Origin of the sequence: Pedobacter albus, from assembly GCF_036324255.1 — a bacterium.
Taxonomy (GTDB): domain Bacteria; phylum Bacteroidota; class Bacteroidia; order Sphingobacteriales; family Sphingobacteriaceae; genus Pedobacter; species Pedobacter albus.
In genome coordinates, this window is sequence record NZ_JAZDQT010000001.1 from 202,212 (window position 1) to 228,358 (window position 26,147).

Annotated in this window: 26 protein-coding genes; 14 read left to right on the top strand and 12 right to left on the bottom strand. The window is 44.0% G+C overall.

What is annotated here, in order from left to right; all coding sequences use genetic code 11:
• Window positions 1–9 precede the first annotated feature (9 nt).
• Together VRU48_RS00865 and VRU48_RS00870 are read left to right on the top strand one after the other, a co-directional pair.
• Complete coding sequence (locus VRU48_RS00865) at window positions 10–1,158, top strand: cysteine desulfurase family protein (RefSeq protein WP_330106042.1); 1,149 nt, start codon at window positions 10–12, stop codon at window positions 1,156–1,158.
• Window positions 1,159–1,184: 26 nt separating this feature from the next.
• Window positions 1,185–1,910 (top strand): PA3715 family protein, encoded by a 726-nt coding sequence (locus VRU48_RS00870; protein WP_330106043.1) that lies wholly within the window; start codon window positions 1,185–1,187, stop codon window positions 1,908–1,910.
• A 70-nt stretch (window positions 1,911–1,980) separates the two neighbouring features.
• Here the strand turns inward: VRU48_RS00870 and VRU48_RS00875 are convergent, their stop codons facing one another.
• A complete protein-coding gene (locus VRU48_RS00875; protein ID WP_330106044.1) occupies window positions 1,981–2,319 on the bottom strand; it encodes a hypothetical protein in 339 nt (112 codons plus the stop codon).
• Window positions 2,320–2,528: 209 nt separating this feature from the next.
• Window positions 2,529–4,172 carry an RDD family protein gene (locus tag VRU48_RS00880; RefSeq protein ID WP_330106045.1) on the bottom strand — a complete coding sequence of 548 codons (1,644 nt, stop codon included), beginning with the start codon at window positions 4,170–4,172 and terminating at the stop codon, window positions 2,529–2,531.
• A gap of 115 nt (window positions 4,173–4,287) precedes the next feature.
• Between VRU48_RS00880 and VRU48_RS00885 the strand changes: the two genes are divergently transcribed.
• From VRU48_RS00885 to VRU48_RS00900, 4 genes are all read left to right on the top strand, one after another.
• Window positions 4,288–4,494, top strand: coding sequence for a hypothetical protein (locus VRU48_RS00885; protein WP_330106046.1), 207 nt, complete (start codon window positions 4,288–4,290; stop codon window positions 4,492–4,494).
• Window positions 4,495–4,559: 65 nt separating this feature from the next.
• Complete coding sequence (locus tag VRU48_RS00890) at window positions 4,560–5,459, top strand: MBL fold metallo-hydrolase (RefSeq protein WP_330106047.1); 900 nt, start codon at window positions 4,560–4,562, stop codon at window positions 5,457–5,459.
• 358 nt (window positions 5,460–5,817) lie between these two features.
• On the top strand, window positions 5,818–7,140 hold the full coding sequence (locus VRU48_RS00895; protein ID WP_330106048.1) for a cytochrome ubiquinol oxidase subunit I: 1,323 nt from the start codon (window positions 5,818–5,820) through the stop codon (window positions 7,138–7,140).
• 2 nt (window positions 7,141–7,142) lie between these two features.
• Window positions 7,143–8,147, top strand: coding sequence for a cytochrome d ubiquinol oxidase subunit II (locus tag VRU48_RS00900; RefSeq protein ID WP_330106049.1), 1,005 nt, complete (start codon window positions 7,143–7,145; stop codon window positions 8,145–8,147).
• 448 nt (window positions 8,148–8,595) lie between these two features.
• Here the strand turns inward: VRU48_RS00900 and VRU48_RS00905 are convergent, their stop codons facing one another.
• The 4 genes from VRU48_RS00905 to accD all read right to left on the bottom strand — a co-directional run bounded on the left by VRU48_RS00905 (window position 8,596) and on the right by accD (window position 12,089).
• The gene (locus tag VRU48_RS00905) at window positions 8,596–9,804 is read right to left on the bottom strand and encodes a S41 family peptidase (protein ID WP_330106050.1); all 1,209 of its coding nucleotides are present in this window, start codon (window positions 9,802–9,804) and stop codon (window positions 8,596–8,598) included.
• Between the two features lie 65 nt (window positions 9,805–9,869).
• On the bottom strand, window positions 9,870–10,334 hold the full coding sequence (locus VRU48_RS00910; RefSeq protein WP_330106051.1) for a YciI family protein: 465 nt from the start codon (window positions 10,332–10,334) through the stop codon (window positions 9,870–9,872).
• A gap of 22 nt (window positions 10,335–10,356) precedes the next feature.
• Complete coding sequence (locus tag VRU48_RS00915; RefSeq protein ID WP_330106052.1) at window positions 10,357–11,082, bottom strand: N-acetylmuramoyl-L-alanine amidase; 726 nt, start codon at window positions 11,080–11,082, stop codon at window positions 10,357–10,359.
• Window positions 11,083–11,243: 161 nt separating this feature from the next.
• Entirely contained in the window at window positions 11,244–12,089 is an 846-nt protein-coding gene (gene accD / locus VRU48_RS00920) for an acetyl-CoA carboxylase, carboxyltransferase subunit beta (RefSeq protein WP_199138530.1), read from the bottom strand.
• A gap of 295 nt (window positions 12,090–12,384) precedes the next feature.
• Between accD and fbaA the strand changes: the two genes are divergently transcribed.
• From fbaA to VRU48_RS00935, 3 genes are all read left to right on the top strand, one after another.
• Window positions 12,385–13,464: a class II fructose-bisphosphate aldolase gene (gene fbaA / locus VRU48_RS00925; RefSeq protein ID WP_330106053.1), complete on the top strand. Its 1,080-nt coding sequence runs from the start codon at window positions 12,385–12,387 to the stop codon at window positions 13,462–13,464.
• 114 nt (window positions 13,465–13,578) lie between these two features.
• Window positions 13,579–14,088 carry a low affinity iron permease family protein gene (locus tag VRU48_RS00930; protein ID WP_330106054.1) on the top strand — a complete coding sequence of 170 codons (510 nt, stop codon included), beginning with the start codon at window positions 13,579–13,581 and terminating at the stop codon, window positions 14,086–14,088.
• On the top strand, window positions 14,054–14,479 hold the full coding sequence (locus VRU48_RS00935; protein WP_330106055.1) for a GNAT family N-acetyltransferase: 426 nt from the start codon (window positions 14,054–14,056) through the stop codon (window positions 14,477–14,479). The genes VRU48_RS00930 and VRU48_RS00935 overlap by 35 nt, the downstream gene beginning before the upstream one ends.
• Window positions 14,480–14,612: 133 nt before the next feature.
• Here VRU48_RS00935 and VRU48_RS00940 read toward each other — a convergent pair whose 3' ends face one another.
• From VRU48_RS00940 to VRU48_RS00965, 6 genes are all read right to left on the bottom strand, one after another.
• Window positions 14,613–15,458, bottom strand: a complete 846-nt coding sequence (locus VRU48_RS00940; RefSeq protein WP_330106056.1) for a hydroxymethylglutaryl-CoA lyase — start codon at window positions 15,456–15,458, stop codon at window positions 14,613–14,615.
• A gap of 98 nt (window positions 15,459–15,556) precedes the next feature.
• A complete protein-coding gene (locus VRU48_RS00945) occupies window positions 15,557–16,864 on the bottom strand; it encodes an NAD(P)/FAD-dependent oxidoreductase (RefSeq protein ID WP_330106057.1) in 1,308 nt (435 codons plus the stop codon).
• A 143-nt stretch (window positions 16,865–17,007) separates the two neighbouring features.
• Window positions 17,008–19,962, bottom strand: a complete 2,955-nt coding sequence (gene secDF, locus VRU48_RS00950; protein ID WP_330106058.1) for a protein translocase subunit SecDF — start codon at window positions 19,960–19,962, stop codon at window positions 17,008–17,010.
• A 118-nt stretch (window positions 19,963–20,080) separates the two neighbouring features.
• Window positions 20,081–20,569: a dihydrofolate reductase gene (locus VRU48_RS00955; protein WP_330106059.1), complete on the bottom strand. Its 489-nt coding sequence runs from the start codon at window positions 20,567–20,569 to the stop codon at window positions 20,081–20,083.
• Window positions 20,570–20,601: 32 nt separating this feature from the next.
• Window positions 20,602–20,973 carry a four helix bundle protein gene (locus VRU48_RS00960; RefSeq protein ID WP_330106060.1) on the bottom strand — a complete coding sequence of 124 codons (372 nt, stop codon included), beginning with the start codon at window positions 20,971–20,973 and terminating at the stop codon, window positions 20,602–20,604.
• Between the two features lie 123 nt (window positions 20,974–21,096).
• A complete protein-coding gene (locus VRU48_RS00965; RefSeq protein WP_330106061.1) occupies window positions 21,097–21,891 on the bottom strand; it encodes a thymidylate synthase in 795 nt (264 codons plus the stop codon).
• Window positions 21,892–22,081: 190 nt separating this feature from the next.
• Here VRU48_RS00965 and VRU48_RS00970 point away from each other — a divergent pair, with 190 nt between their 5' ends.
• From VRU48_RS00970 to VRU48_RS00990, 5 genes are all read left to right on the top strand, one after another.
• Complete coding sequence (locus VRU48_RS00970) at window positions 22,082–22,666, top strand: DUF1287 domain-containing protein (RefSeq protein WP_330106062.1); 585 nt, start codon at window positions 22,082–22,084, stop codon at window positions 22,664–22,666.
• 14 nt (window positions 22,667–22,680) lie between these two features.
• On the top strand, window positions 22,681–23,484 hold the full coding sequence (ispE, locus tag VRU48_RS00975; RefSeq protein WP_330106063.1) for a 4-(cytidine 5'-diphospho)-2-C-methyl-D-erythritol kinase: 804 nt from the start codon (window positions 22,681–22,683) through the stop codon (window positions 23,482–23,484).
• Between the two features lie 124 nt (window positions 23,485–23,608).
• Entirely contained in the window at window positions 23,609–24,022 is a 414-nt protein-coding gene (locus tag VRU48_RS00980; RefSeq protein WP_330106064.1) for an OsmC family protein, read from the top strand.
• Between the two features lie 87 nt (window positions 24,023–24,109).
• A complete protein-coding gene (locus VRU48_RS00985; protein WP_330106065.1) occupies window positions 24,110–25,276 on the top strand; it encodes an O-succinylhomoserine sulfhydrylase in 1,167 nt (388 codons plus the stop codon).
• A gap of 169 nt (window positions 25,277–25,445) precedes the next feature.
• On the top strand, window positions 25,446–26,126 hold the full coding sequence (locus VRU48_RS00990; RefSeq protein WP_330106066.1) for a DNA alkylation repair protein: 681 nt from the start codon (window positions 25,446–25,448) through the stop codon (window positions 26,124–26,126).
• The last annotated feature ends 21 nt before the right edge of the window (window positions 26,127–26,147 follow it).

The window sequence follows — 26,147 nt, forward strand, 5'->3', positions numbered from 1 at the left end:
CCAAGCCAAATGAAAAGGGTTTATTTAGATAATGCGGCCACTACGCCTTTAGATGAAGCAGTAATTGCCGAAATGACCAATGTAATGCAGAATTTCTACGGAAATCCATCGGCTATACACGCATTGGGACGCGAGGTAAGAACCTTGGTAGAAAAAGCAAGGAAAACGGTAGCCGGACTTTTGAACGCATCGCCTTCCGAGATTTTCTTTACTTCTGGAGGTACCGAGGCTGATAATACAGCCATTCGTTGCGGCATTGCCGCTTACGGAATTAAACATGCCATTACTTCTAAAATTGAGCACCATGCCGTTGAGCATACCTTAAATATGTTGCTAAAGGATGGGGTAATCGATAAATTGAGTTTTGTAAATATCGATAGCAAAGGCAATGTCGACTATAACCATTTGGAAGAACTGTTGCAGACCAATGGCCGTACTTTTGTATCGTTGATGCACGCCAACAACGAGTTGGGTACATTGACCGATATGGAGCGTGTAGGCGATATCTGCGAAAAATACGATGCCATTTACCATGCCGATACCGTGCAAACCATGGGGCACTATGTGCACGATGTACGCAAGCTGAAGGCACACTTTATTGTTTGTGCTGCGCACAAGTTGCACGGACCCAAAGGTGTGGGCTTTTTGTATGTAAACAGCAATATCAAAATTCCGCCAATGATTTACGGTGGTGCACAAGAGCGTAACATGCGTGGGGGTACCGAAAACGTGTACGGCATTGTAGGCTTGGCCAAAGCCTTAGAAATTGCCTATGCCGAAATGGAAGCCCACCAAACCCATATCCAAGAACTGAAAGACTATTTAAAGGCACAACTGATTGCCGAAATACCTGGCGTAGCCTTTAATGGCGAAACCGATGCCGACAAGAGCCTTTATACGGTGCTGAACGTTTCTTTCCCTGAAATGGACATGGCCGATATGTTGTTGTTCAACTTGGATATCAATGGTATTTGTGCATCTGGGGGCAGTGCCTGTTCGTCGGGATCGAATATTGGCTCGCACGTATTGAACGGCATCAAGGCCGATCCTAACCGCCCAGCCGTACGTTTTTCTTTCAGCAAATACACCACCAAGGAAGATTTGGACTATGTGATTGAAAAAGTGAAAATGGTGGTCAAGCAAAGCGCCTTGGCTTAGTTGCCCAACAAACTGATTATCATTTCATGAAACGCTGTATTGCCTGTTTGATCATTGCCTTGAGCTTATTAGCAGGCAACAGCAGTTACGGGCAATCTGCGCTGGTGGCTAAAGTGTTGGCGCAGCTCCAAATAGAGAGCAACCAATGTAACGAAGAGCTGATAGCGGAAAAGCCATTGCCTTACCATAAAGAGTTGTCGGTAGTTGTGATTCCGAAGTATAACGAAAAGGAGGAAGAATTCTTTTCGCTCGATAGCTATATCCTTGTGGTCAATAACCAAAGCGGGAAGATCATCAGCAAATACTTTGAAGAAGGGACAACTAATGGCTGGACGTCGGATGCCGTAAGGCTGGAAAGCATTTTTATTGATACAGCCCCTTACAAGGTTAAAGCCGGCGTAAACGCATTTGCCATTAAACTTGCTTTTAGGGGAAGTTCAAATCCCAACCCTTACAGCAGCGAGCTGATTTCTATTTTCGAGCCTAGGGGTGCCAAAATCAAGTGTCTGTTGAAGAATTTTGACAGTGAAACCTCGACAGGAGAGTGGGATATGCACTGCGCAGGCGAATTTAACGAAGAAGTGAAAACATTAAGCTTTTCAAAGACTGTTTCGCAGGGCTACTACAACATCATCGTCAAAAACAAAATCAGGCATATAGTGAGCACCAAGGTAAACGATGATTGTAAGAAGAAAATAACTTCGAAAACAACTACAAAAATATTAAGGTTTAAAAACGGAATGTACCAATAAGTCTAAATATTTAAGACAAAAAAACCTCATAGTAATCGACTATGAGGTTTTTTTGTGGGAATGAATTTGTTTAAAAAACGGTATAGTCGCCCGAGGCATCAATTGGGCCTGTAGTTTCTAGCAGACTGATCTGAAAATCGTTTACGGTGATGGTTGATGCCGTTGCAGAAGCCGACGAATAGGTGAAGCCGGTTACATGAACATCGGGACTGTCAACACCAATTACAGTGTTCGTACCAGTGCGGAAAGAGATTAAAAATTCCCAGCCATACATCGGATGCGTTCTAGATCCCTGAAGAATTATTTTCTTCTTGGTAATCATGCTGGTTTTGGCAGAGGCTGCATAATTGGGCATCAATACGCTTGAAAGCGCAAAAAATAATGCCGCTAATAAAATTAACTTTCTCATCGTTTTAGTTTTAGGTTAATAATTAAACAACTGTTATACAAGTTAACGTTTAATTATTAAATGCAGGGATTTGATTTGATAATGAACAAGATAGCTGTTGTGGCTGTTCATTTTCTGTTCAGCAAATTCACGAAGGATTTTGGTGGCGGTGCTTGCCAATGATTTGCCAAACAAAAACCCTGCAATTTATGGTTACGGGGCTTTTGTGGTTAGGGTTTTATCCTTTTAAGCCTATTGCCTTCATCTGTCGATGACAGGCTATAAATACGGGTTACGTTAAGGCTATCGCTTACATAAAGCCTGATTTTAAAATCGCCGATGGGATTCTCGCTTCTTCCAAGTATGGTGCCTTGTGCGCTGCTTAAATAATTGCCTAGTTGCGGCCGGTCAATTTCCCACTTGATGTTGCTTTCGCTTCCATCATTTTCAATTTTGAGGATGGTTGCCGGTATGCCGAAGTTCCTGATGTTGACGATAACGTACTTTCTTTGGTAGGGATGCTGTATAATTGGGCTTAAATCGGGCTGGAAATGATGGCTTACGCCATTGATTTTATAAAAGCCCATTTCGGGTAAACGGATGCCTTTGATCTGGTCTTTATCGCCTTTAACAGCTTCTATGAGTTCTTTCTTGCTCAATGTGATGCGAGGTAAAGTGTCTTTGTTCTTCAAATAAAACGCTTCGATTTTTTCTTTCCGTTCAACACCCTCCGGATTGACTTTAATTGCCGTAAAAGTGATTTGGCTGGCTTCTATTTTTTCTGGCTTCAGGTAAACGGTGCTATAATAATCGGCATTGCTGGTCGCTTTGATAAAATCACTGGTTTCGAGGTTGCTGAGCTCATCAATCAGTTCGTTTTGTTCTCTTTCTATCCGGTCGGTATAGGCTTTGGCCATGCGGTACGAACGTATTTGGTGGGCAAAAAACTGAAGTCCGACCATGAAGACAATCAATAATGGAATAAGCAGGAAATATAGACCAGGTTTGGCTACGGCCTTTTCTTCTTTTACCACGGATGTATCCGACCACCTGTCGTGCCAGCCAGTCCTCGAAAAAGCAAAAGAAAAGGGCTCAAAAGGAATGTATCTGCAAAGGGTTCGCAAAAATGTAGTCTTGAAATCTAATTTGTTGCCCTCATTTTTAATAACCCTCGTACCTGTAAGCAGCTTGCCGGCCGAAGTTTGAAAAGCCAGTTCAAAGCCGAGGTAATAAACAAACCTGAAAAGTCCTGCTATAAAAAAGAACCCCATTCTTTCGCCAAGCAGATCGGATAGCGATAGGGCGGCTTGCTTTACCCATTCTATTTTGAGCAGGTAACTGAAAAGTGCAAAGAGCAAGAGCAGGGCTACAATGGTATCGATCAGAAAATTGAATAGCCGTTGTCCGGCTGAAGCAGCCACATAATAGTTCTCGTCATATTTTTCGCTCTGTTCGGTTTTTAAGGTCTTTTGTTGGTTGAAATAGCTAAGCATGCGAATGGCAATCCAAACCCACAGCACATGGCCAAGCATAAGAACAATGGTCGATAGGTTAAATTGATAGAACAGCTTTGGCAAATTGCCTATAAAGAGCGAAAGCCTGTAGCCAAGGATAACCGCAAAAGAAAATCCGAGCAATCGGGTTTCTTTGCCTTTGTAGGCCAGGTAAACGAATGCCCCGATCAACAGCATTAAATTGATAAGCGAGGTAATAGGGATGTCTCTGATGGCTCTAACGGTGCTGTAGAAATCGAAAGCCACCAATAGGTTTTCAATGATCCAGCTCAAGGGGAAACTTGGCAAATGTACACCCACATCGGCAAGAATGCCAAATACGGCCGTAACAAGGCACAATAAGGTAATTCTGGTTCTCATCTGTTTGGTTTGTTCAAACATAAAGATTTATTTGCTTTTTAAGTAGTCGATGTCCCCACCCTCAAACAATGCCCGTTCTTAAGTTGTTATAACCTTACATCAAAGCATAGTTGTTATGGAAAATTACAATGAAAAAAGGAGAACGGTTAAAAACGACCTGATAGACGTTGATGCTGAAAAAGATATGCCGAGAAACGAAGAAAACATTGAAAAAAACAGTTCTTCGAACATCACCAGCAAATTTGAGAAAAAACACGGGCGTACCAACCAGGCCTTTGGCGATGGACACGAACCTGGCACTATTCCAGGCAGTGGCGTTTAATCAGAATATTTAACTAAATTTAAACCACGGGATTTTACTTTCGTGGTTTTTTGATTTTCATCCTCATGCACAGAAGACAATTTATCCAAAACTCGGCATTGGCTTTAGCCATGCTCGCCTTATACAGGACAGATCTTTTTGCCAGCCCTAGCTGGGCACGCGCCTATGAATTTAAAGCCTTGCGCAACGATATTGGCATTTTTACCGAACAGGGCGGTACCATTGCTTGGTTAAACGGCAACAGTGGCTTTGTAGTGGTCGATGCGCAGTTTCCAACTACGGCACCTCATGTGATAGAAGAGCTCAAGAAACTGGGCGACAAGCCTTTTAAATACCTTTTAAATACGCACCACCATGGCGACCATACAGCCGGCAATATTTCGTTCAAGGGCTTAGCCGAACATGTGGTAGCCCATCAAAATTCGGCGGTTAACCAAAAATTGGCGGCCGAAAAGTCCAATAGCTTGGATAAACAACTGTTGCCCGATACCACTTTTGGCAAAGGCTGGAAAGCGCCGGTAGGCAAGGAAAAAATCAGTGCCTATTATTATGGCTCTGGCCATACCAATGGCGATGTGGTGTACCACTTCGAAAATGCCAATATTGCCCATGTTGGCGATTTGGTGTTCAATCGTCGCTATCCTTACATCGACCAAGACAATGGGGCGCATATTGGCAATTGGATCAAGGCCTTAGACCAAATTAGCAACCAGTTTGATAACGATACGCTGTTTATTTGGGGCCATAGCCTCGATCCTGAAAAAGTAACCGGCAATAAGGCCGATATCAAGGCCTTTCAAAATTACCTGCAGTCGTTGCTGACTTTTGTAGGGGGCGAAATCAAGGCCGGTAAAAGCAAGGAAGACATCCTGAAAGCGACCAGCATACCCGGCGCACCCGAATGGAAAGGCGATGGCATTGCCAGAAGCTTAACGGCCGCCTACAAGGAGTTGACTACGGGCTAGGTGTTGGTTGGTAGTCCATAGCCCATAGTTCATGGTTTATAGCTAATGGGCTATTGGTTATTCAGTTTTCTTAGAGGGATGTGTGTAAGGTAGTAAGCCGGTGATTTCTTCGATAAATTTTCGGTTTTCAGTTAACATTTAACAATTTGTCAATTAGCAATTCAACCATTTAACAATTCAACCGTCCCAACAATATCGCAATAACAACAATCCATCAATTAAACAATCACCCCAAGAACACCAAATTTAGCTGCAATTTATAAACGTTCTATATTGAAAATTGATGGGCTATTTTGTTGATTTTAAGGAAAATCAATGCGCTGGGCAAGTATATTTGTAACACGTAATTTACTTTGTTATGGACGATTTCCTCGCCGCCCGTTCACAGATGGCCCTTTCGCTGGGCTTCCACATCATTTATGCTTGTATAGGTATGGTGATGCCGTTTTTTATGGCGGTTTCGCATTACAAATGGCTTAAAACCAACAATGAAGTTTACAGAAACCTAACCAAGGCCTGGAGCAAGGGCGTAGCCATTTTCTTTGCAACCGGAGCCGTTTCGGGTACCATGCTGTCTTTTGAACTGGGATTGCTCTGGCCCAAATTTATGGAGCATGCAGGGCCTATTTTCGGCATGCCTTTCTCTTTAGAAGGCACAGCCTTTTTTATTGAGGCTATTGCCTTGGGCTTTTTCCTGTACGGATGGAACAAACTGAACAAGTGGTTTCACTGGTTTACCGGAGTTGTGGTTGGTGTAAGTGGCTTGGCTTCGGGTATTTTGGTGGTAGCGGCCAATGCCTGGATGAACAGTCCGGCGGGTTTCGATTATGTAAACGGTCAATACCTCAATATCGATCCCATTCAGGCCATGTTTAACAAGGCTTGGTTTACGCAGGCCTTGCACATGTGTTTGGCTGCGTTTACAGCTACGGGTTTTGCAGTAGCCGGTGTGCATGCACTTATGATCCTGAGGAAGCAAAATCAGGAGTTTCATTACAAGGCTTTCAAGATTGCTGCGGTTTTTGCCACCATTGGGGCTTTGTTGCAACCGATTAGTGGCGATATTTCGGCCAAAGATGTGGCCAAAAGGCAACCAGCCAAATTGGCGGCCATGGAAGCCCTTTATCATACCCAAAAGCCGGCACCTTTGCTCATTGGCGGTATCGTTAACGAAGAAAAGAAAGAAGTAAAAATGGCTTTTGAAGTGCCTGCGGCTTTAAGCTTTCTGGCACATGGCGATTTTAAGGCCGAGGTTAAAGGCCTCGACAAAATCCCCGAAAGCGAACATCCACCGGTAGCTGTAACGCATTATGCCTTTCAAATGATGGTGGGCATAGGCAGTTTATTGGTGTTGCTATCGCTTATTTATTATGTGACCTTATGGCGCAAAAAGGCCATTATCGATCGCCGATGGTTGTTAAAACTCTTTGTGGCCGCTATTCCGCTAGGTTACATCGCTTTGGAAGCAGGGTGGGTAGTTACCGAGGTAGGTAGGCAGCCATGGATAATTTATGGTGTGATGAAAACCAAAGATGCAGTAACGCCAATGCCGGGTATTGCCTGGTCTTTTTACTTGTTTACGGCCATCTATGCTTCACTTAACCTGATTGTGATCTTCCTGCTTTACCGGCAGATCAAAATGGTACCAATCTTATACAGTCAACAACCTCAAGAACAATAGCCATGCAGTATGTAGTCATTTCTTTCTTGTGCCTAGCTATTTTGCTTTACTTTTTGCTAGGTGGCGCCGATTTTGGAGCAGGCATTATTGAACTTTTTACCTCGTCTAAAAACAGAAGTAAAACCCGTAAAACAATGTACCATGCCATTGGTCCGGTTTGGGAGGCCAACCACATGTGGCTCATTATTGCCATTGTGATTCTGTTCGTGGCCTTTCCGCTCATTTACAGTACCATGTCTATCTACCTGCATATTCCATTGGCCGTGATGCTCATCGGCATTATTGCCCGCGGAACAGCTTTTGTATTCAGGCATTACGACGCGGTAAAAGACCAGATGCAGGAGGTATACAACAAGATTTTTGTGTATTCGAGCTTTATTACGCCCTTGTTTTTAGGCATTATTGCAGGTAGCGTACTTTGCGGACAAATAGACACTGACCCACATAATTTTGTACAGGCCTATATTTGGGGATGGCTTAACCTTTTTTCGGTGGCCGTAGGTCTGTTTACTGTGGCTTTGTGCGGCTTTTTGGCGGCTATTTACCTCATTGGAGAGTGTAAGGAAGAGGAAGATAAAAAACGCTTCATCAAAAAGGCGAAATTCATGAACGTAGCGGCCGTGTTGTTTGGTATCGTTGTTTTCTGGGCAGCCTATTCGGAAGGTGTGCCTTTGGTTAACTGGGTATTTGAAAACCCCGTAGGGCTTGCAGCGGTAAGCTTGGCCAGTCTTTCGCTGGTTTTGTTATGGTATTTGTTGCTCAAGGGCAAAACAAAGGTATTACGTATTCTGGCGGGTTTTCAGGTGACCATGATTTTATTGGCCATCAGTTACGCGCACTTCCCTAATTTCATCAGGCTCAGAAATGGGAGCGCCATTTCGCTTTACGAGGCTATAGGTCCGGCAAAAACAGTTCAAACCTTGGGTTGGGCCTTGTTATTGGGCAGTTTACTCATTCTGCCGTTTTTAGGCTACTTGTTTTATAAATTCCAGAAGAAAGAAGAATAGTAAGAAGACTAAAGACCAAAGCTGAAAGCATAAAGATGGATTTTTCGATCATCCATAATGTACTCTTGGCTTTGGTCTTTAAGCTTTGGTCTTTCTGAGTTGGTCGGGATGTGGCATCCGATTATCTAAATAATAGAGCCGGATTTGAAATCCGGAGTTATTTTAGTCGGGAAAGCATTTCCCGACTAGCATTTATTTAATTGGCAAAGGAAAATGTGGTGAATCCAGTTTGCATCTTGCTTTCGACTTTCTTATGTTTTTGTTTTCTTTGAGTTGGTCGGGATGTGCCATCCCGATCGTTCTAGCTTTGGATTTGCAATCCAATCATAAAACCGACTTGAAAGCCAGACTTAATTTAATCGGGAAAGCATTTCCTGCCTGGCCATCTATGTAACTGATGAGCGAAAATGCGACTAATTTACCTTCTGCCTTTATTCCTTCCCGCCTTCTACCTCTTCTCCACCTGCATCAAAGCCTCGTCTTTGCCATCTACATAGTTTTTAATCGAATAGCTTACCGCTACATCAGGTTTTAAAGGTCCTTTTTTGCCTTTCCATCTTTCCCAATATTTGGTAGAGTAGGCCACTATGATTTTCGATTTGTGCAAAGCAAATCCCCTCACCTCGCCATAACCATTAATCAGGCCTGCACTGGGTTGGCCAACAAGGGTAATGTTCAGGTTTCTTTTCAGGTCAACGGCATTCATCACAGCCGATGAAAAGGTCGTTTTGCCAATCAGCACGAAAAATTTGTTCTTTTGGTTAAGGTAGCTTGATTTGATTTGTTCCATAAAAGGCCTTAAAATGCCCGAATTTCCACCACTGTTGTAGCGGAGGTCGAGCACAATTTTTTCGGGCTTGTATTGATTGATGCTGGCAAACAGCTCGTCGTTGAATTTGGCAAAAGGGTAGTTTGGCATTTCCCTGCATTCGCCATAGTTGAAATACAGGATTTTTTTGTCGGCGCTATAATCGAACCAGTAATTTCCTTCTTTTCTCTTTGAAAGTAGGCTATTGCCCGACCTGACCAAAGGCAGTTTCGCAGCATTTTTGCCGGCTACCGAAGCAATGTCTGCTTTTGCTGTTTGGCCTTTGGCTGTATTAAAAACAAAGGCGACTTTGGAATCATCGTCAATAAGGCCTAAACCTTTAAGCAATACCGGATTGTTGAGGTAATGCACCAGATGGTCGTCAAAATAAGAAGGGTTTTCATGCAGGATGATTTCCTTGAAACGGGTAATCACTTCGCTTACCGGATGGCCATTTATGCTTTCCAGCTTGCTGTTCAACAGTGAGGCATGAGCCGAATCGATGCCTGTTACAAACAATCCTTCCTTAAAAACCTCGAACTGGATAGGCAGGGTTTTCGTAAAATCGACCTCTATAAAAGTATGCTCGTCGCCTATAGATACGGTCAATCTAAACAGTTCGGCTACAAAGCGATCCCAATCGAGGGAGTTAGACCTCATTAAAATCAAATCGACCTTGTTTTCGAACTGGGCCCGGTTTATTTTGGCAAATAAGTTGGTATGTTTTTCGGGAAGCGTTTTTTTCAGGAATTCGAGGTCTTGTACAAAATCTTGCTTAGTAAGGGATTGCGCCCAGCTGCCAAAGCTGCACAAGGCTAAAAATAGGATAGGGAGTATTGTTTTTTTCATGATTAGGTTTTGGTTATCCAAAAGACAAGGCTTTTGTGGAAACGTTGCACCCAATAGCCGAAAAATTAAAATTTATACTTGCCCATTTGCTCGTCTACCTTCAAATAAGCTGGCAAGGCGGCCGAGCCATACCAATTGAACAGTTCGGCATCCAATAACTTGGCCTTTACTGCCGGATCTGTAGCCAGCATTTCTTTGGCTTCGTCCAGCGATTTGGTGTTGAGGATAAAAATGCCCCTATAGCTCTTGTCGTTCTTGCCCAAAGGCCCGGCAACAATGAGCTTGTGCTGCTGTACCAGTTTGCCCATATTGGCCATGTGTCCGGCAAAGAGGCTATCGGTTTTGGCTTTGGTTTCGGTGGTATTGCTGCCGGTTTTGAGGATGACCAATACATACATCTTCATGCCGTAATCGTCGGCACCATACTCTTTTGCTAGTTTTTCATTGTATTTCGGATTGGCCTTTTTCTCTTGGGCACCTACATAAGCACAGGTACACATCAGCAACGTGGCTAATAAAATTCTTTTCATGGCGGTTATTTAGATTTTAGTTCTAGTCCAAGTTTTTTTCCTGCATCCATTTGGCCAGTTCGGCTTTTAGCGCTTCGCCCATTTTTTTCTGGTTGGCAGGATCCTGTAAAAAAGTCTTGCTCACCCCGTTGTCGCCAATTTCCAGTAAAACCCTGTATTTGGCGGTATTGATGTTTTCGTCGAGGCTATAAAATGCCTTTTTGCCCGTAGTTTTGCAGGTGTAATCGTTTCTTCCGGTCGAGCTGTCGAAAAGAACGCCACGGTTTTCCAGGTCGGTGGCCTTGCTGATGGCCGCGATTAATCGTGCGGCCAATTCCTTGTTTTCGGCTTCCTGGGCATCGCCTTCGTGTATATAGCCCCAAATGGCGTGGCGCTTGGTGCCCCCGTTGTTGTGCACGGCGATAAATACGGTTGGCTTCAATTTATTCGATTCCTGCAATTCGTAGGCGTAACCAGATATTTTGCCGTCTATAATGGCCGAAGTATGCTCAATTACGGTATTGCTGCCTAAATCGGGATGGTGGAGGCCCTCTTGGTGCAGGCTCCAAACCTTGTGCTCGTTTAAGGCTGGTTTGCTGGCCATGGCACCTTCTATGATGTCGTTACAGGTGGCCGCTTCACTAAAATCGGTTCCGGTATCGGTTTGGTGAGAGGGTTGCCATACCACAACAGTTTTAGGCCTCAATGGCACGTGGCCAAGACTGGTGCAAAGGGCTAAGCCCAAGGTGGCTAGCAGTAACTTGTTCATAAAAGGGCGATTTGGTGAAAACTAAAGATAGCAAATCTCCAAATATGCTGGCAAAGAAAAAGCCCGATCGTTTGACCGGGCTTTTTTATGGTTTTATTTGGTGGCTAATAATTTACATGCAATGCAGCAATTTAGCCATTCAACAAGTGAATTAATCTCAATTAATTCTTCATCATTTTCAAGAAAGTAGCCAATTTGGCTTTCATCTGTCTTCTGTCTACAATGAAATCCAAAAATCCGTGCTCCAATACAAATTCAGAGGTTTGGAAACCTTTAGGCAGGTCTTTTTTAATGGTTTCTTTGATCACGCGCGGTCCGGCAAAGCCGATCAAAGCGCCTGGTTCGGCAATGTTGATGTCGCCCAGCATGGCATAAGAGGCCGTTACGCCGCCGGTAGTTGGATCGGTAAGCAAAGAAATATACGGAATTTTAGCTTGGCTCAACAAGGCCAATTTAGCCGAGGTTTTAGCCATTTGCATCAAAGAAAAGGCTGCTTCCATCATCCTGGCACCGCCTGATTTGGAAATCATGAGGAAAGGCACCTTGTGTTTAAGGCTGTAGTCGATAGAGCGGGCAATTTTCTCGCCTACTACCGAGCCCATCGAACCGCCGATAAAAGCAAAATCCATACAGGCAATCATGATTTCTTCGCCGTCAATTTTGCCGTGTGCAGCCCTGATGGCATCTTTTAAGCCTGTTTTGGCTGTGGTTTCCACAATTCTTTCGGTATAAGGCTTACTGTCAACGAAGTGAAGCGGATCGCCCGAAGTCAAGTTGCCGAAAAGTTCGGTAAACTCGTTATTGTCGAAAAGAACCTGGAAATATTCTTTAGAACCTATTCTGAGGTGGTAGTCGCAGTAGTGGCAAACGTACTTGTTTTCTATCAAATCTGCGCTGTGGAGTGCTTTTTTACAGTTCGGACACTTGTTCCACAAGCCGTCTGGCGCTTCTTTTTTTTCTTCTGTTGAGGTACTGATCCCCTTTTTTTCTCTCTTAAACCAAGCCATGTTACTTTTAAAAAATGCGAGTACAAAGAAACAAAAAAATATTTTAAGCGGTAGTTTTAATTTCGCCTAAATATAATTTGTGCAAGTAGCCCAGAACGCGAACAGCTAAATCGATTTTAAAATCACGTGGTCGCGATTTTTGTTTTCAAATAGAAATTGTGCTTTAAAATATAATTGTATATTAGCCGATGATATTGTAAAAAGTACACTAAGTTAATTGTTTAATACCGTTCAGGTTTAAGCGGTATTTTTTAAAATTTTTGCTAAATTCGAAAATCAACAAAACAAATATAAAATGAGTTTAAAAGGCTATAAAGGCGTAATTTACGGAGCAGCCGTTCAGGAGTTGTTTGAACAGGCTAAAAAACATCAATTTGCATTGCCAGCGGTAAACGTAACGGGTACCAACACCATCAATGCGGTAATGGAAACGGCAAAAGCGGTAAACTCGCCGGTAATGATCCAGCTTTCTAATGGTGGCGCGCAATTTTATGCGGGCAAAACCTTAAACAATGATAACCTGAATGCTTGTGTATTGGGTGCGGTTTCTGCAGCCAAACACGTTCATTTATTGGCCGAGCACTATGGCGTAGCGGTAATTCTGCATACCGACCATGCCGCTAAAAAATTGTTGCCTTGGATTGACGGCCTTTTAGACCATGGCGAGAAATTCTTCGCCGAAACCGGCAAGCCTTTGTTCTCGTCGCACATGTTGGATCTTTCTGAAGAACCGATCGAAGAAAACATGGAAATCTGCACCAAATACCTGGAGCGCATGAGCAAAATGGGCATGACCATCGAAATCGAGCTGGGCGTTACCGGTGGCGAGGAAGATGGCGTAGACAATAGCGATGTAGACAGCTCTAAACTCTATACCCAGCCTTCTGAAGTGGCTTATGCCTACGAAGAACTGAGCAAGGTGAGCGACAGGTTTACCATTGCGGCCGCTTTTGGTAACGTACACGGTGTTTACAAACCAGGAAACGTAAAGTTGCAACCGATTATCCTGAAAAATTCGCAGGATTATGTGAAGGAAAAATTCGGTTTGAGCGCCGAAAAACCTATTAATTTCGTATTCCACGGTGGTTCTGGCTCTTCTCAGGAAGAAATTAGGGAAGCCATTTCTTATGGTGCCATCAAAATGAACATCGATACCGATATGCAATGGGCATTTTGGGAAGGCATTTTGGCTTATTACAAAAAGAACGAAGCCTATCTGCAAGGCCAAATCGGCAACCCAGAGGGCGAAGATAAGCCGAATAAAAAATACTACGATCCACGCGTTTGGTTGCGCAAGGGCGAAGAGGAGTTTGTAAAACGCCTAACCGTTGCCTTCGAAGATTTGAACTGTATCAACGTACACGAAAAATTGTAAACGGCAAACATTTCGCCAGCTAAAATGTTTAAAGAAAGCGTGACAGTAGAATTACTTGTTGCGCTTTTTTTATGCCCATATTTATTTGCAAATTAGTACTGCAAAACCCTTGCCATGAAAAGTAGAAAAAAGAAAAGCAATCTGTTTGAAGATTTTGCCAATGCCGCTACCCGTTTTACCGGCAGTTCTTATGCTTTTTTAGCCGCTACGGCCATTGTGGTGATATGGGCGGTATCGGGACCGATTTTCAATTATTCAGAAACCTGGCAGCTGGTGATCAATACCGGAACCACAATCATTACTTTTTTAATGGTGTTCCTGATCCAGAAATCGCAAAACAAAGACAGCAAGGCCATCCAGCTGAAGCTGAACGAGCTCATTGCCGCACACGAGCAGGCCAGTAACCGCATGGTTGATATCGAAGACCTGACCGAACAGGAACTGGACCAGCTGCACAAGTTCTATGCAACATTGGCTGTATTGGCCAAAAAAGAAACGGATATCCACTGCTCGCACTCGATAGATGTGGCTGAGGAGCTGAACGAACTGAAACTGCTGAAAATCAAAGGCACTAAAAAAGATAAAAAAAATGGACACACTTCAAGTACACAAAGCAACAACTAAAGAAGAACTGGAAAAGGTTTTCGCTATCCGTAAGATCGTTTTTGTACACGAACAGGGCTGTCCGCCAGAACTGGAATGGGAAAACGAAGATGTATCGACCCATTTTCTGGCTTTATCAGACCATCAGCCTTGTGGCGCCTGCCGTTGGCGCAAAACCGATAAGGGTTATAAATTGGAGCGTTTTGCGGTGCTGAAGGAGTTTAGGGGACAAGGGGTTGGTCGCGCCCTGATTGCCACCGCGCTTGACGACCTACCACCCGATGCCAATTATATTTACCTCAATTCGCAGCTGGATGCCATGAGCCTTTACGCCAAGTTTGGTTTTGTTGCCGAAGGCGAACAGTTTGAGGAAGCCGGCATACAGCATTTCAGGATGGTGAAAAAAGTTTAGTGTGAGGCACCCCGTTTTTCATCATTTTTGACCTTGTTGAGGTAGCTGAATACCCACTTTCTTTTAGTTTTGTCGGCCAAGGAGGCTTGTAATCCTTAAATATAGCCAAATGCCAGAAGAAAATAGCAAATGGTTAATGAAATATCTTGCCCGAATAAGCCATGGCATCCAACCATTTTTCTAGATCGAGACTTAGGTTTTCGCCTTTCGATTGCAAATAGGCCATCAAGTCTTCGGTGGCCATGTTGCCCGTCAGGTCGTCGGTAGCCATAGGGCAGCCACCAAAGCCTTTTAGGGCACTATCAAAACGCTTGCAGCCAACTTCGTAAGCGGCTTCAATCTTTTCTAGCCGAGTTTGAGGCGTACTGTGCAAATGGATGCCGATTTCGGTTTGCGGAAAGCTATTCATCAATGCCGGCAAAATGGTTTTGATTTTTGCTGGCGATGAAACGCCTGTAGTATCGGCCAATGCCAGGATTTTAACGCCTCGATTAACCAGTTCGTGGGCCCAATGCTGTACGATTTCGGTATTCCACTCGTCGCCATAAGGATTGCCAAAACCCATAGAAAGGTAAACAACCGCAGTTTTGTGATGCTGGTCGCATAAATTAAGCATTTCTTCAACCGTATGGAGCGACTGGGCAATGCTCGAGTTCGTATTGCGCTGTTGGAAGGTCTCAGAAACCGAAAAAGGAAAGCCGAGGTAAGTAATGGCCTGATGCTGAACGGCTTCTTCTACGCCCCTTAAATTGGCTACAATGGCCAATAGTTTAGACTTGGTATGAGCCAAATCCAGTAAATCTAACACTTCTCGGGTATCGCGCAATTGCGGAATGGCCTTTGGCGAAACAAAACTGCCGAAATCGATGGTGTCAAAGCCTACCTGTAGCAGCAGATTGATGTATTTGGCTTTAACTGCGGTAGGAATAAAATCGTGCAGACCTTGCATGGCATCGCGTGGGCATTCTACAAGTTTCATGGGCTAAGGGTTATAAGGTTGGAATGTTGTAATGTTGGGATACGGTCTGTAATTAATGTTGCTTTTTCAGTCGGCGATTAAGCTAATAAGCCAATCAGCTAACTTTTTTGGTCTTCTGCTTCGAGTTTGTCGGCTTTTACAAATGGCCTGATGATTAACCGAGTGCCTCTGTCGTAGCTAAAATAGCTCCAAACCCAGTTTACAAAAACCACCAGTTTGTTTCTGAAGCCAACCAAGGTCATCAAGTGCACAAACATCCAGGTAAACCAGGCAAAAACGCCCTGAAAACGGATTTTGTTGATGTCGACAACGGCACGGTTGCGGCCAACAGTAGCCATGGCGCCTTTATCAAAGTACTTAAAGTCTTCGGTGGGCTCGTTGTTGATGATGTGCATCAGGTTTTTGGCCAATTGCTTGCCCTGCTGGATAGCGGCCGGTGCCACTCCCGGATGGCCATTTGGGGTTTCATCGGTAATCATGGCCGCCACATCGCCAATGGCATAAATATTCTGATAACCCTCTACGCGGTTAATTTTATCTACTTTTAAGCGATTGCCACGTACAATTTTCTCGGTATTGAGGCCATCGAGCACCACGCCTTTTACACCGGCACTCCATATTACGGTTGAGGAGGCAATCGTCCGCCCGTCAACAAAAGAAAGCACCTTGCCGTCGTAAGCCTGTACGCGGGTTTCGGTGTACACGGTTACGCCCAGTTCTTCGAGAAAGGCCTTGGCTTTTTGCTGCGCCTGTACAGACATGGCGCCTAAGAGCTCAGGCGAACCTTCCACCAGGTAAATGTTTACTTTATGGATATCCAGTTCGGGATAATCGTTTTTCAGTACGTGTTTTTTAAGTTCGGCAATGGCACCGGCAGTTTCAACGCCTGTTGGTCCGCCGCCAACTACCACAAAGTTTAACAGTTCGGCTTCCTGTTCTGGCGTTTTGGCGATGAGCGAAGCCTCTAGGTTCTGCAAAATGAGGCTACGCAGGTTTAAGGCTTCTGGAATAGACTTCATCGGCATGGCATTGTGCTCTATTTCGGTCTGCCCAAAGAAATTGCTGGTTGATCCGGTAGCGATGACCAGATGGTCGTATTTGATTTCGCCAATGGTGGTTAACAGGGTGTTGTTTTCGGGAATTACCTTTTCTACTTCGGTTACCCTAAAAGTGAGGTTTTTTTGTCCCTTGAATATTTTTCGGATAGGAAAGGCAATCGAATCGGCCTCCAGTCCGCCAGTAGCCACCTGATAAAGCAGGGGTTGAAAAGTATGGTAGTTGTGCCTATCGAGTATAGTAACCTCTACGTTTTTCTTACGGAGCTTTTTGGCCAGCTCTATGCCACCAAAACCGCCACCAACAATGACTATTTTCTGCTTTTCGTTGTTCATATCTGATAAACCCATGAGCTTCGTATTTAGTTTAGCAAATATAGAAGATACTTTAGCATTGTTGCTTAAACCAGTTTAAGAACAGCGCGTTTATGGTAATTTGATTGCAACAAAAAAGGCCCCGAAATTTTCGGGGCCTTTTGAATATGTTTTTCAACCTATTTTTTCTTTTCGTCTTTCGACAAGTCGATTACGATAGGAGTTGAGATACACAATGATGAGTAGGTACCGATGATACGTCCGATTAACAAGGCAAAGATAAAGCCACGGATGCTATCGCCACCAAAGATGAAGATAACCATCAATACGAAGAATACCGTTAATGAGGTTAGGATGGTACGGCTCAAGGTGCTGTTCAAGGCAAAGTTGATCAGGGTATTGCGCTCCTCGCCATATACGTCGGCTTTGCCAGTTTCGCCCAATTTCTCACGGATACGGTCAAACACAACCACGGTTTCAGTCATGGTATAACCCATTACCGTTAAGATGGCGGCGATGAAATCTTGGCCAATTTCCAATGGGAAAGGCAACACGCCATCCAAAATGGTGTAGAACGAAAGTACCAACAATACGTCGTGGAACAAGGCGATAACCGCACCCAAACCATATTGCCATTTTTTGAAACGTACCAAGATGTAGATAAACATCACGATACACGAGAACAAGATTGCTCCGTAAGCGCCATAAATAATGTCGCTGGCAATGGTAGGCGTTACTTTTTGTGAACTTTCGATGCTGTATTTTGCACCTAGTTCGTCCAAGCCTTTTCTCAAAGCGGTTTCAACTACTTTATCAGCATTTTGATCTTGGTCGTTGATATGGAAAGGCGTGGTAATTTTTAACGAGTTGTCGGTTCCGGCTGTTTTGACCAAAGCTTCTTCGCCATCGAAATTAGTCGTCAGCTTTTTAGCTACGTCTTCGGTGTTCATGGCTTTGTCGAACTTCACCATGTAGGTTCTGCCTCCTTTGAAATCGACACCTAAGTGCAGACCGCCGTTTTTAACATAGAAAACAACACCTAATACGATAATTAGCGAAGAAATGATGTAATAAAGCTTTCTGCGTCCAACAAAGTTGAAGGCAATGTTCTTGAATGCATTTCTGGTTACGCTGTTATCGAAAGAAATCGATGCTTTTTTGTTTAGCAAGCCTTCAAAGATGACGCGAGAAATGGCTACTGCCGCGAACAATGAAGTTACAATACCTACCATTAAGGTTACAGCGAAACCACGAACTGGTCCTGTACCGAAAATAGCCAGGATAAATCCGAGGATGAACAAGGTTACGTTAGAGTCGATGATAGACGACATGGCGTGTTTAAAGCCTGCTCTAATGGCCACGGCAGTGCTCTTGCCATGGGCAAGCTCTTCACGCACACGCTCGAAGATCAAGATGTTCGCATCTACCGACAAACCGATGGTCAATACGATACCGGCAATACCAGGAAGGGTTAATACCGCATGGAAAGCGGCCAAAATACCCATGATAAAGAACAAGTTGATTACCAAGGCCAAGTTGGCAACCCAACCCGCTTTGTTGTAGTACATGGCCATAAAGGCTAAGATTACAATAAAGGCAATGATGAACGAAGCCAAGCCGCTGTGGATAGCTTGCTGACCCAATGAAGGACCTACCACGAAATCTGAAACGATTTTGGCAGGAGCAGGCAATTTACCGGCCTTTAAAATGTTGGCCAAGTCTTTGGTATCTTCTTGGGTAAAGCTTCCAGAGATAGAAGAAACACCGTTAGGGATTTCGTTCTGTACGGTTGGAGCTGAATATACGGTGTTGTCTAATACAATGGCAATGGCTTTTTTGTTGCTTGGATCAGCTGCGGCGTCGGCAGTGATTTTTTTCCATTTGGTAGCACCTTCAGAAGTCATGAACATGGTTACCTCTGGTCTGTTTTGCTGATCGAAATCGGCACGGGCGTTGGCAATCGCATCGCCGCCCAAATCAGGTTTGCCGTCTAGCGAAGTTACTTTAATGGCATAAAGTTCGAATAGTTTAGTGCCAGTTCTAGGCTTGGCGCTCCACATGAACTTCATGTTGCTAGGAATAATTGGCTTTACTTCGGCTTTGGCAAAAAAGGCATTTACTTTAGCCGTGTCTTTTTGCATGGAAATACCTACTACGGCACCAGGAATAAACGACATTTGGCCAGCTTCATTAGGCGCTACTGCAGGCTGCAATAAGGCAAACAAAGGGTTCTTTTTAGCTTCGTTAATTGCTTTGGTGGCTTTAGAAGTATCGGCAGTATTGCCTTTAGTAGTTAAACCAGCCAATTTACCGCCTTTTTTGGTGGTATCGCCGGCAACGGCAAGCGTAGTGGCAACCGTATCTTTAACAGCAGCGGCCAAGGTTTTGTTGATGTTATCCAAAACGCCATAAGTTTCGTCGTTTTGGTAAACTTGCCAGAACTGCAATTCGGCCGAACCTTGCAATAGCTTGCGTACACGCTCTTTGTCTTGGATGCCCGGCATCTCGATGAAGATACGGTTCGAACCTTCTTGCTTCTGCATGTTCGGACTTACCACACCAAAACCATCAATACGGCTACGCAAGATGATGAACGAACGGTCGATGGCGCTGTTGGCTTCTTTAGACAAGTAGTTTTTTACTTCAGAGTTGCTCGAGTTGCTTTTTAAAACGGTCGAGTTATCTTGGTTGGCAAAGAAATCGGCCAATTTTCCGTTAGGTACAAGTTTTTCGTATTCGTTAACAAACAAAGAGATGAAATCCTTTCCACCGGTGTTCATTTGTTGCTGTGCGTTTTTCAATGCCTCGTTAAAGTTGGCATCGGTAGGGTTTCCCGCTAAAGATTTGGTCAGCTCTGCCAACGAAATCTCCATGGTAACGTTCATACCACCTTTTAAGTCAAGACCAAGGTTGATTTCCTTGCCTTTTACTTGTTGATAGGTTAGGCCTAAACCCGGATAAACCGGAACGGTAGCCATCGAATCTAAATAGGCTTTTTCCTTAACGGCATCGCCTTTGGCATACTCTTTGGCTTTTTTCTCTACATTATAAGTAACTAGATTAAACGAAAGTGAATACAGACAGACAATACCCAATAGTATTGCCATAAATTTAATAAAACCTTTACCTTGCATTTGTTTGACTTTTGTATATAATTTTTTCTATAGTATGCTGTTTTTAAACAAGTCGGCAAATCTAATTATTTTTTTAAATAATAGGACTTCTTATTGTAATTTTATTAAGGAAGCTTGGCTATAGGCGTTGCAACGTTGAAAAAGTATAGCTCAGGGCGTTTTTTTCGTCGGGCGAGTGGCTTTCTTTCTCGGTTTCAGCCCATTCGTTTGCATTAATTTCGGGGAAAAATGCATCGGCTTCGAAAGATTGGTGCACCGTGGTGAGGTAAATTTTTTGTGTCAAAGGCAAAGCCGCTTTGTAGATTTCGGCACCGCCAATTACAAACACTTCATTTTCTGCAGTACACAGGGCAAGGGCTTCACTAAGGCTGTTCACTACTTCTACGCCTTCGAGTTGCAAGCCGTTTTGGCGGGTAATTACAATGTTGCGCCTGTTGGGCAAGGGTTTGCCGATGGAATCGTAGGTTTTACGGCCCATAATAATGGTATGCCCCGAAGTTATTTGCTTAAAATGCTTGAGGTCGGCCGGCAGGTGCCACAGCAACTGGTTGTTTTTGCCGATGGCACGGTTTTCGGCTATGGCTACGACTATAGATAATTGGTTCATTGGTTCATTGGTTCCTTGGTTCACCTGGTCTGCTAGGCCGACGGGTTTCTGCCAATGTATTTAATATATGCGTTTAACTTAAAATGGATAGTTTCTAGCTCTTTTAAAAGTACATTATAGTTGTCCTCATCAACTAATTTTCTATACTTCATCTTCCTCAAAAAGGATTTGGTTTCTACTATTGAACCTCGGCTATAATAGCAGAAGTTCTTGTTTTCCTTGTAATGAAAGCGACCATAGCCTTCAGCAATGTTGGCACTTATTGAGTCGGCGGCATTGCAAACTTGTTTGCCAACGGTGTCTTTTGCAAAGAAATCCCATTTCATGGTGATATCCCAAATTTTGTTCGAGAAATCTTCGGCAAGCAAATAGACTTCTAAATCTTCAATTTTATGATAGCTCATACCTTTTAATTTTAATAACCGAATCGCTGTAGGGTGATTATGATTAATAAATGGGGATGAACATATATTTTTAATTCATGTAGGCACTAATGAACTAGTGAGCTCATGAACTAATGAACTTTTTTATACCGCAACAACGCCTTTAATATGCGGATGTGGATCGTAATCTTTTAAGGTGAAGTCTTCGTATTTAAAATCGAAAATGTCTTTAACGGCTGGGTTGATTTCCATGGTTGGCAATGGTCTTGGTTCTCTGCTCAGTTGTAACCTCGCTTGTTCAATGTGGTTGTTGTACAGGTGGGCATCGCCGAGGGTATGGATAAAATCGCCGTACTGCAGGCCACATACCTGAGCAACCATCATGGTCAGCAGGGCATAAGAGGCAATGTTGAAAGGTACGCCCAAGAAAATATCGGCGCTGCGTTGGTACAATTGGCAGCTCAGTTTGCCTTCGGCCACATAAAACTGAAAAAAGGCGTGGCAAGGCGGCAAAGCCATGTTTTCTACTTCGGCTACGTTCCAGGCCGAAACAATGATCCTTCGCGAATCAGGATTGTTTTTGATCATGTTTACGATCTGGCTGATCTGGTCGATCTTTTCGCCATCGGGCTTAGGCCACGAGCGCCATTGCGAGCCGTAAACCGGACCTAAATTGCCTGCTTCGTCGGCCCATTCGTCCCATATCCTTACGCCGTTGTCTTTGAGGTATTTGATGTTGGTATCGCCACTCAAAAACCAGATGAGCTCGTGAATGATAGATTTGAGGTGCAGTTTCTTGGTGGTTACCATCGGGAAGCCCTCTTGCAGGTTAAAGCGCATCTGATAGCCGAAAACGCTAATGGTGCCTGTGCCGGTACGGTCGTGCTTCTGCGTGCCGTGATCGAGCACATGCTGCATCAAATCTAAATACTGTTTCATCTATTTGTTTTTTGTTTTAGCCATCAGATGGAGCCTTTGATGATTAAAACAACTGTTTAATCACGGCAGGTTCATCAACTACAAAGTTAAGCAATTTAAGAGCCTTTGTGCCTGATGTTTTTTTAACATGGGGTCATTTTTCCAATTCGCGAAAAAATAAATTAGCTTTGGCTCTCCAATAACCGTGATTATGCTTAAAAAAGTAGTGCTTTCTTTTGTGGGCTTATTGTTGGCTTCGGGTGTTTTTGCACAATCGCCAAAAGCACTGCAATTGTCTGCCGCTGCCTTGGCCTTAACCAAGCAAAAGGTGGTTTATGATCCTGCTTATTTTAAAATTCCCTATCCCAATGGCGATGTGCCTGCCGGAAAAGGCGTTTGCACCGATGTGGTTATTCGGGCTTACCGTACCTTGGGCACCGACCTGCAAAAAGAAGTACATGAGGATATGAAGCGCAATTTTAAGCTTTATCCCAAAGATTGGGGACGCAAAGAACCCGATCCGAATATCGACCATCGTAGGGTATACAACCTGATGGTGTTTTTTGCCAGAAAAGGAACTAAACAGGCCATGAGCAAAAAAACGGAAGATTACAAGCCGGGCGATATCGTGTGCTGGAACCTGAGCGGCAATATTTCGCATATCGGTTTGGTGGTCAATAAAAAATCGGCCGATAACAAAAGGTACCTCATTGTACACAATATCGGCAACGGGCAAGAACTTTCAGACTGTCTGTTTTCGTGGAAAATCATTGGCCATTACCGGTATAAAATTTAAAATCGTCAATTTAAATGCTCGCTTTTGCCAATGCCAAAATCAATCTAGGACTGCTGCTTACCGAAAAGAGAAGCGATGGCTACCACAATTTGCAAACCGTTTTTTATCCGGTTAGGCTGCATGATGCGGTAGAACTGCTTGATGCCGAAGCAACTTTTTGCACGGTTAAAGGGATTGACATACCCGGCGATGCGCAGGATAATCTTTGTTTAAAGGCTTTTAAACAATTGCAGGCCGATTTTGGCTTGCCCAACCAGCAAATCGTGTTGCTGAAAAACATACCGGTTGGCGCGGGCCTTGGAGGCGGTTCGGCCGATGCGGCCTTTCTGATCAAGCTGGTGAACGAAAAGTTTAAACTGGGCTTAAGTACAACAAAAATGGAGGATTACGCGCGGGCCTTGGGTGCCGACTGTGCTTTTTTTATTGCCAACAAGCCGGTATATGCCACTGAAAAAGGCGATCAGTTCGAGGCACTAGAAATGGATCTTTCCAACTATTTTATGGTGCTGGTTAAACCGCCGGTACACGTTTCGACAGCCGAAGCCTACCGCAACGCTAAAGTAAAACAGCCTGCGGTTTCGCTCAAAGAGTTGATACATTTGCCCATCAGCCAGTGGAAAGAGCAAATATTTAACGATTTTGAAACTTCTGTTTTTGCGCAATATCCGCAAATTGACGAAATAAAAACAAAGCTTTACGCCGCAGGTGCTACATTTGCGCTGATGAGCGGTAGTGGTTCATCGGTTTTTGCAATTTTTGAACAGCCGGTTTCCCTGCCCGAACTCGAGCAAGAGAATGTGGTTTTTTACAATGTTTAAGAAGGTAAAGGGTTGAAGAAGGAGGACTGGAAGGTGGACGAAATTCAGACTATCAACCCCAGACTATAAACTATTGGCTATTGACCATCGACTATGAACTATCAACACCCGATAATAACACAATATGGAAATTAATCTCAGCCGCAAAAGCGGGAAATTCAATTTTGAAGCCGTAAACGAAAACGGATTTACGGTGCAGTTAGATGCCAAGCCTGCCATCGGTGGCGAAGGCAAGGGTTTTAGGCCTATGGAAACGCTCTTGGTTGGCTTGGGTGGCTGCAGCGGCATCGACATCGTTAATGTGCTGACCAAACAGAAAGAACCTTTAAACGACATTAAAATCAATATCAAGGCTACCCGCAAGGATGAAGAAATGCCTCCGATTTTTGATGTGATCAATATCCATTTCGACTTGTATGGCGACTTGAGCGTGACCAAGGTAGAAAGGGCCATCCAAATGACTTTTGATAAATACTGTTCGGTTTCCAATATCCTGAGCCGTTCGGCAACCATAAATTTTACTTACGCCATTAAATAAAGCTGTAGTGCCGTAAACGCTTTTCGCAATACGCTCTACGCATTACTCAATACTCACTATGCTATACGCAACACCCATTACCCAATCATGAAAAACGAAAATTTTGAAACCATAGCCATCCGCACCCAAACCGAAAGAAGCAGCCACAAAGAGCATTCGGCACCCATTTACCTCACATCGAGCTATAAATTTGACGATGCCGAAGAAATGCGCGCACTTTTTGCCAACGAGAAGGAAGGCAACGTTTACAGTCGCTATTCGAACCCGAATACTTCTGAGTTTATCGAAAAAATGTGCCTTTTGGAAGGTGCCGAAGACGGCTTTGCCACCGCAACAGGCATGGCAGCCATTTTCACGACTTTTGGTGCCTTTTTAAAAAATGGCGACCACATTGTGTCTAGCCGTTCGGTTTTTGGCTCAACACACCAATTGCTAACCAATGTTTTCTCTAAATGGGGCGTGACTTTCGATTATGCCGATTTAGACAAACCCGAAGATTGGGAAGCTTTGATCAAGCCCAATACCAAGATAATTTTTGTAGAAACGCCGTCAAACCCGGGCATCGACATTATCGACTTGGAGTTTTTGGGTGCTTTGGCCAAAAAACACAATGTGCTTTTGGTGGTTGACAACTGTTTCGCTACGCCTTATTTGCAACAACCGATTAAATTGGGGGCACATATTTCTATCCATTCGGCTACCAAATACATCGATGGGCAAGGCCGTGTGCTAGGAGGCATTATTTTGGGCAGTAAGGCACTTGTTACAGAAATTGTTGCATTTGCCCGTCACAGTGGACCATCTTTGTCGCCTTTTAACGCCTGGATTTTGTCGAAAAGTTTAGAAACGCTTGCGGTTCGCATGGATCGCCATTGCGAAAACGCCTTGAAAGTGGCCGAATATTTAGAGAAACATCCTCAAATCAAGTTGGTCAAATATCCGTTCCTGCCATCGCATCCGCAATACCAGATTGCCAAAAAGCAGATGAAACAGGGTGGAGGCATTGTAACCATCGTGGTAAAAGGCGGGGTTGAAGGTGCTCGCAAATTTATGGACGGCCTGAAAATGTTTTCGATTTCGGCCAACTTAGCCGATACCCGATCTATCGCTACGCATCCGGCAACGAGTACGCACAGCAAGCTTACCGAAGAAGAACGCAACATCGTGGGCATTGAGCAGGGCTCTATCCGTCTTTCGATAGGTTTGGAGCATATTGATGATATCCTGGCCGATATTGAGCAGGCTTTGGCTTAGTTCATGGGTTAAATGATTTCAACAAAAATACAGTGCCGGGTTTCGATCCGGCATTTTTTGTGAAAAGTGGTCGATGGTCTATCGTTAGAAACCATTGAGTTTTGTGTCCTTTGCAAGATTTCCTATCCGGCTTTGGTCTTTTGCCTTTAGACTTTTAGCTTTACTTAACATGAACGACTGCGAATTTATCATTTCAGAGCTTCAATCGTTGTCAGACCCGGCGTACCGTCAAAAAATGCTGCGTTTTGGTATCGATAACTCAAAAGCTTTGGGCGTAAGCATGCCCAAGGTGAGGGCGCTGGCTAAGCAGATCCGTAAAAACCAGGCCTTGTCGCTCGAGCTTTGGGAAACCGGAATTCATGAGGCAAGAATTTTGGCCACCATTATTGGCGAGCCCAAATTGGTCAACGAGCAACAGATAGATCGCTGGACAAACGATTTTACCTCTTGGGATGTATGTGACCAGGCCTGCGGCAATCTGTTCGTCAGAACGCCTTATTTTAAGCCGAAGGTTTTTGAGTATGCCAAAGCTGAAAAGGAATTTGTGAAGCGTACGGGCTTTGTGCTCATGGCCGAGGCGGCCGTTCATCTCAAAAAAGAGCCCGATGAAACTTTTTTGGAGTTTTTTCAGCTCATCGAAAGGGAAGCCTGGGATAACCGCAATTTTGTGAAAAAAGCCGTTAACTGGGCATTGAGGCAAATGGGTAAGCGCAATGCTCGGCTGTATTATCATGCCATTACCACCGCCGAAAACATCCTTGCCCAACAGAACAAAAAAGCCAACTGGATTGCGCTTGATGCCCTGAGGGAGTTAAGAAGCAAAGGACCTAAGGCAGAGCCGAAAGACTAAAGCGGAAAGACCAAAGGTGGG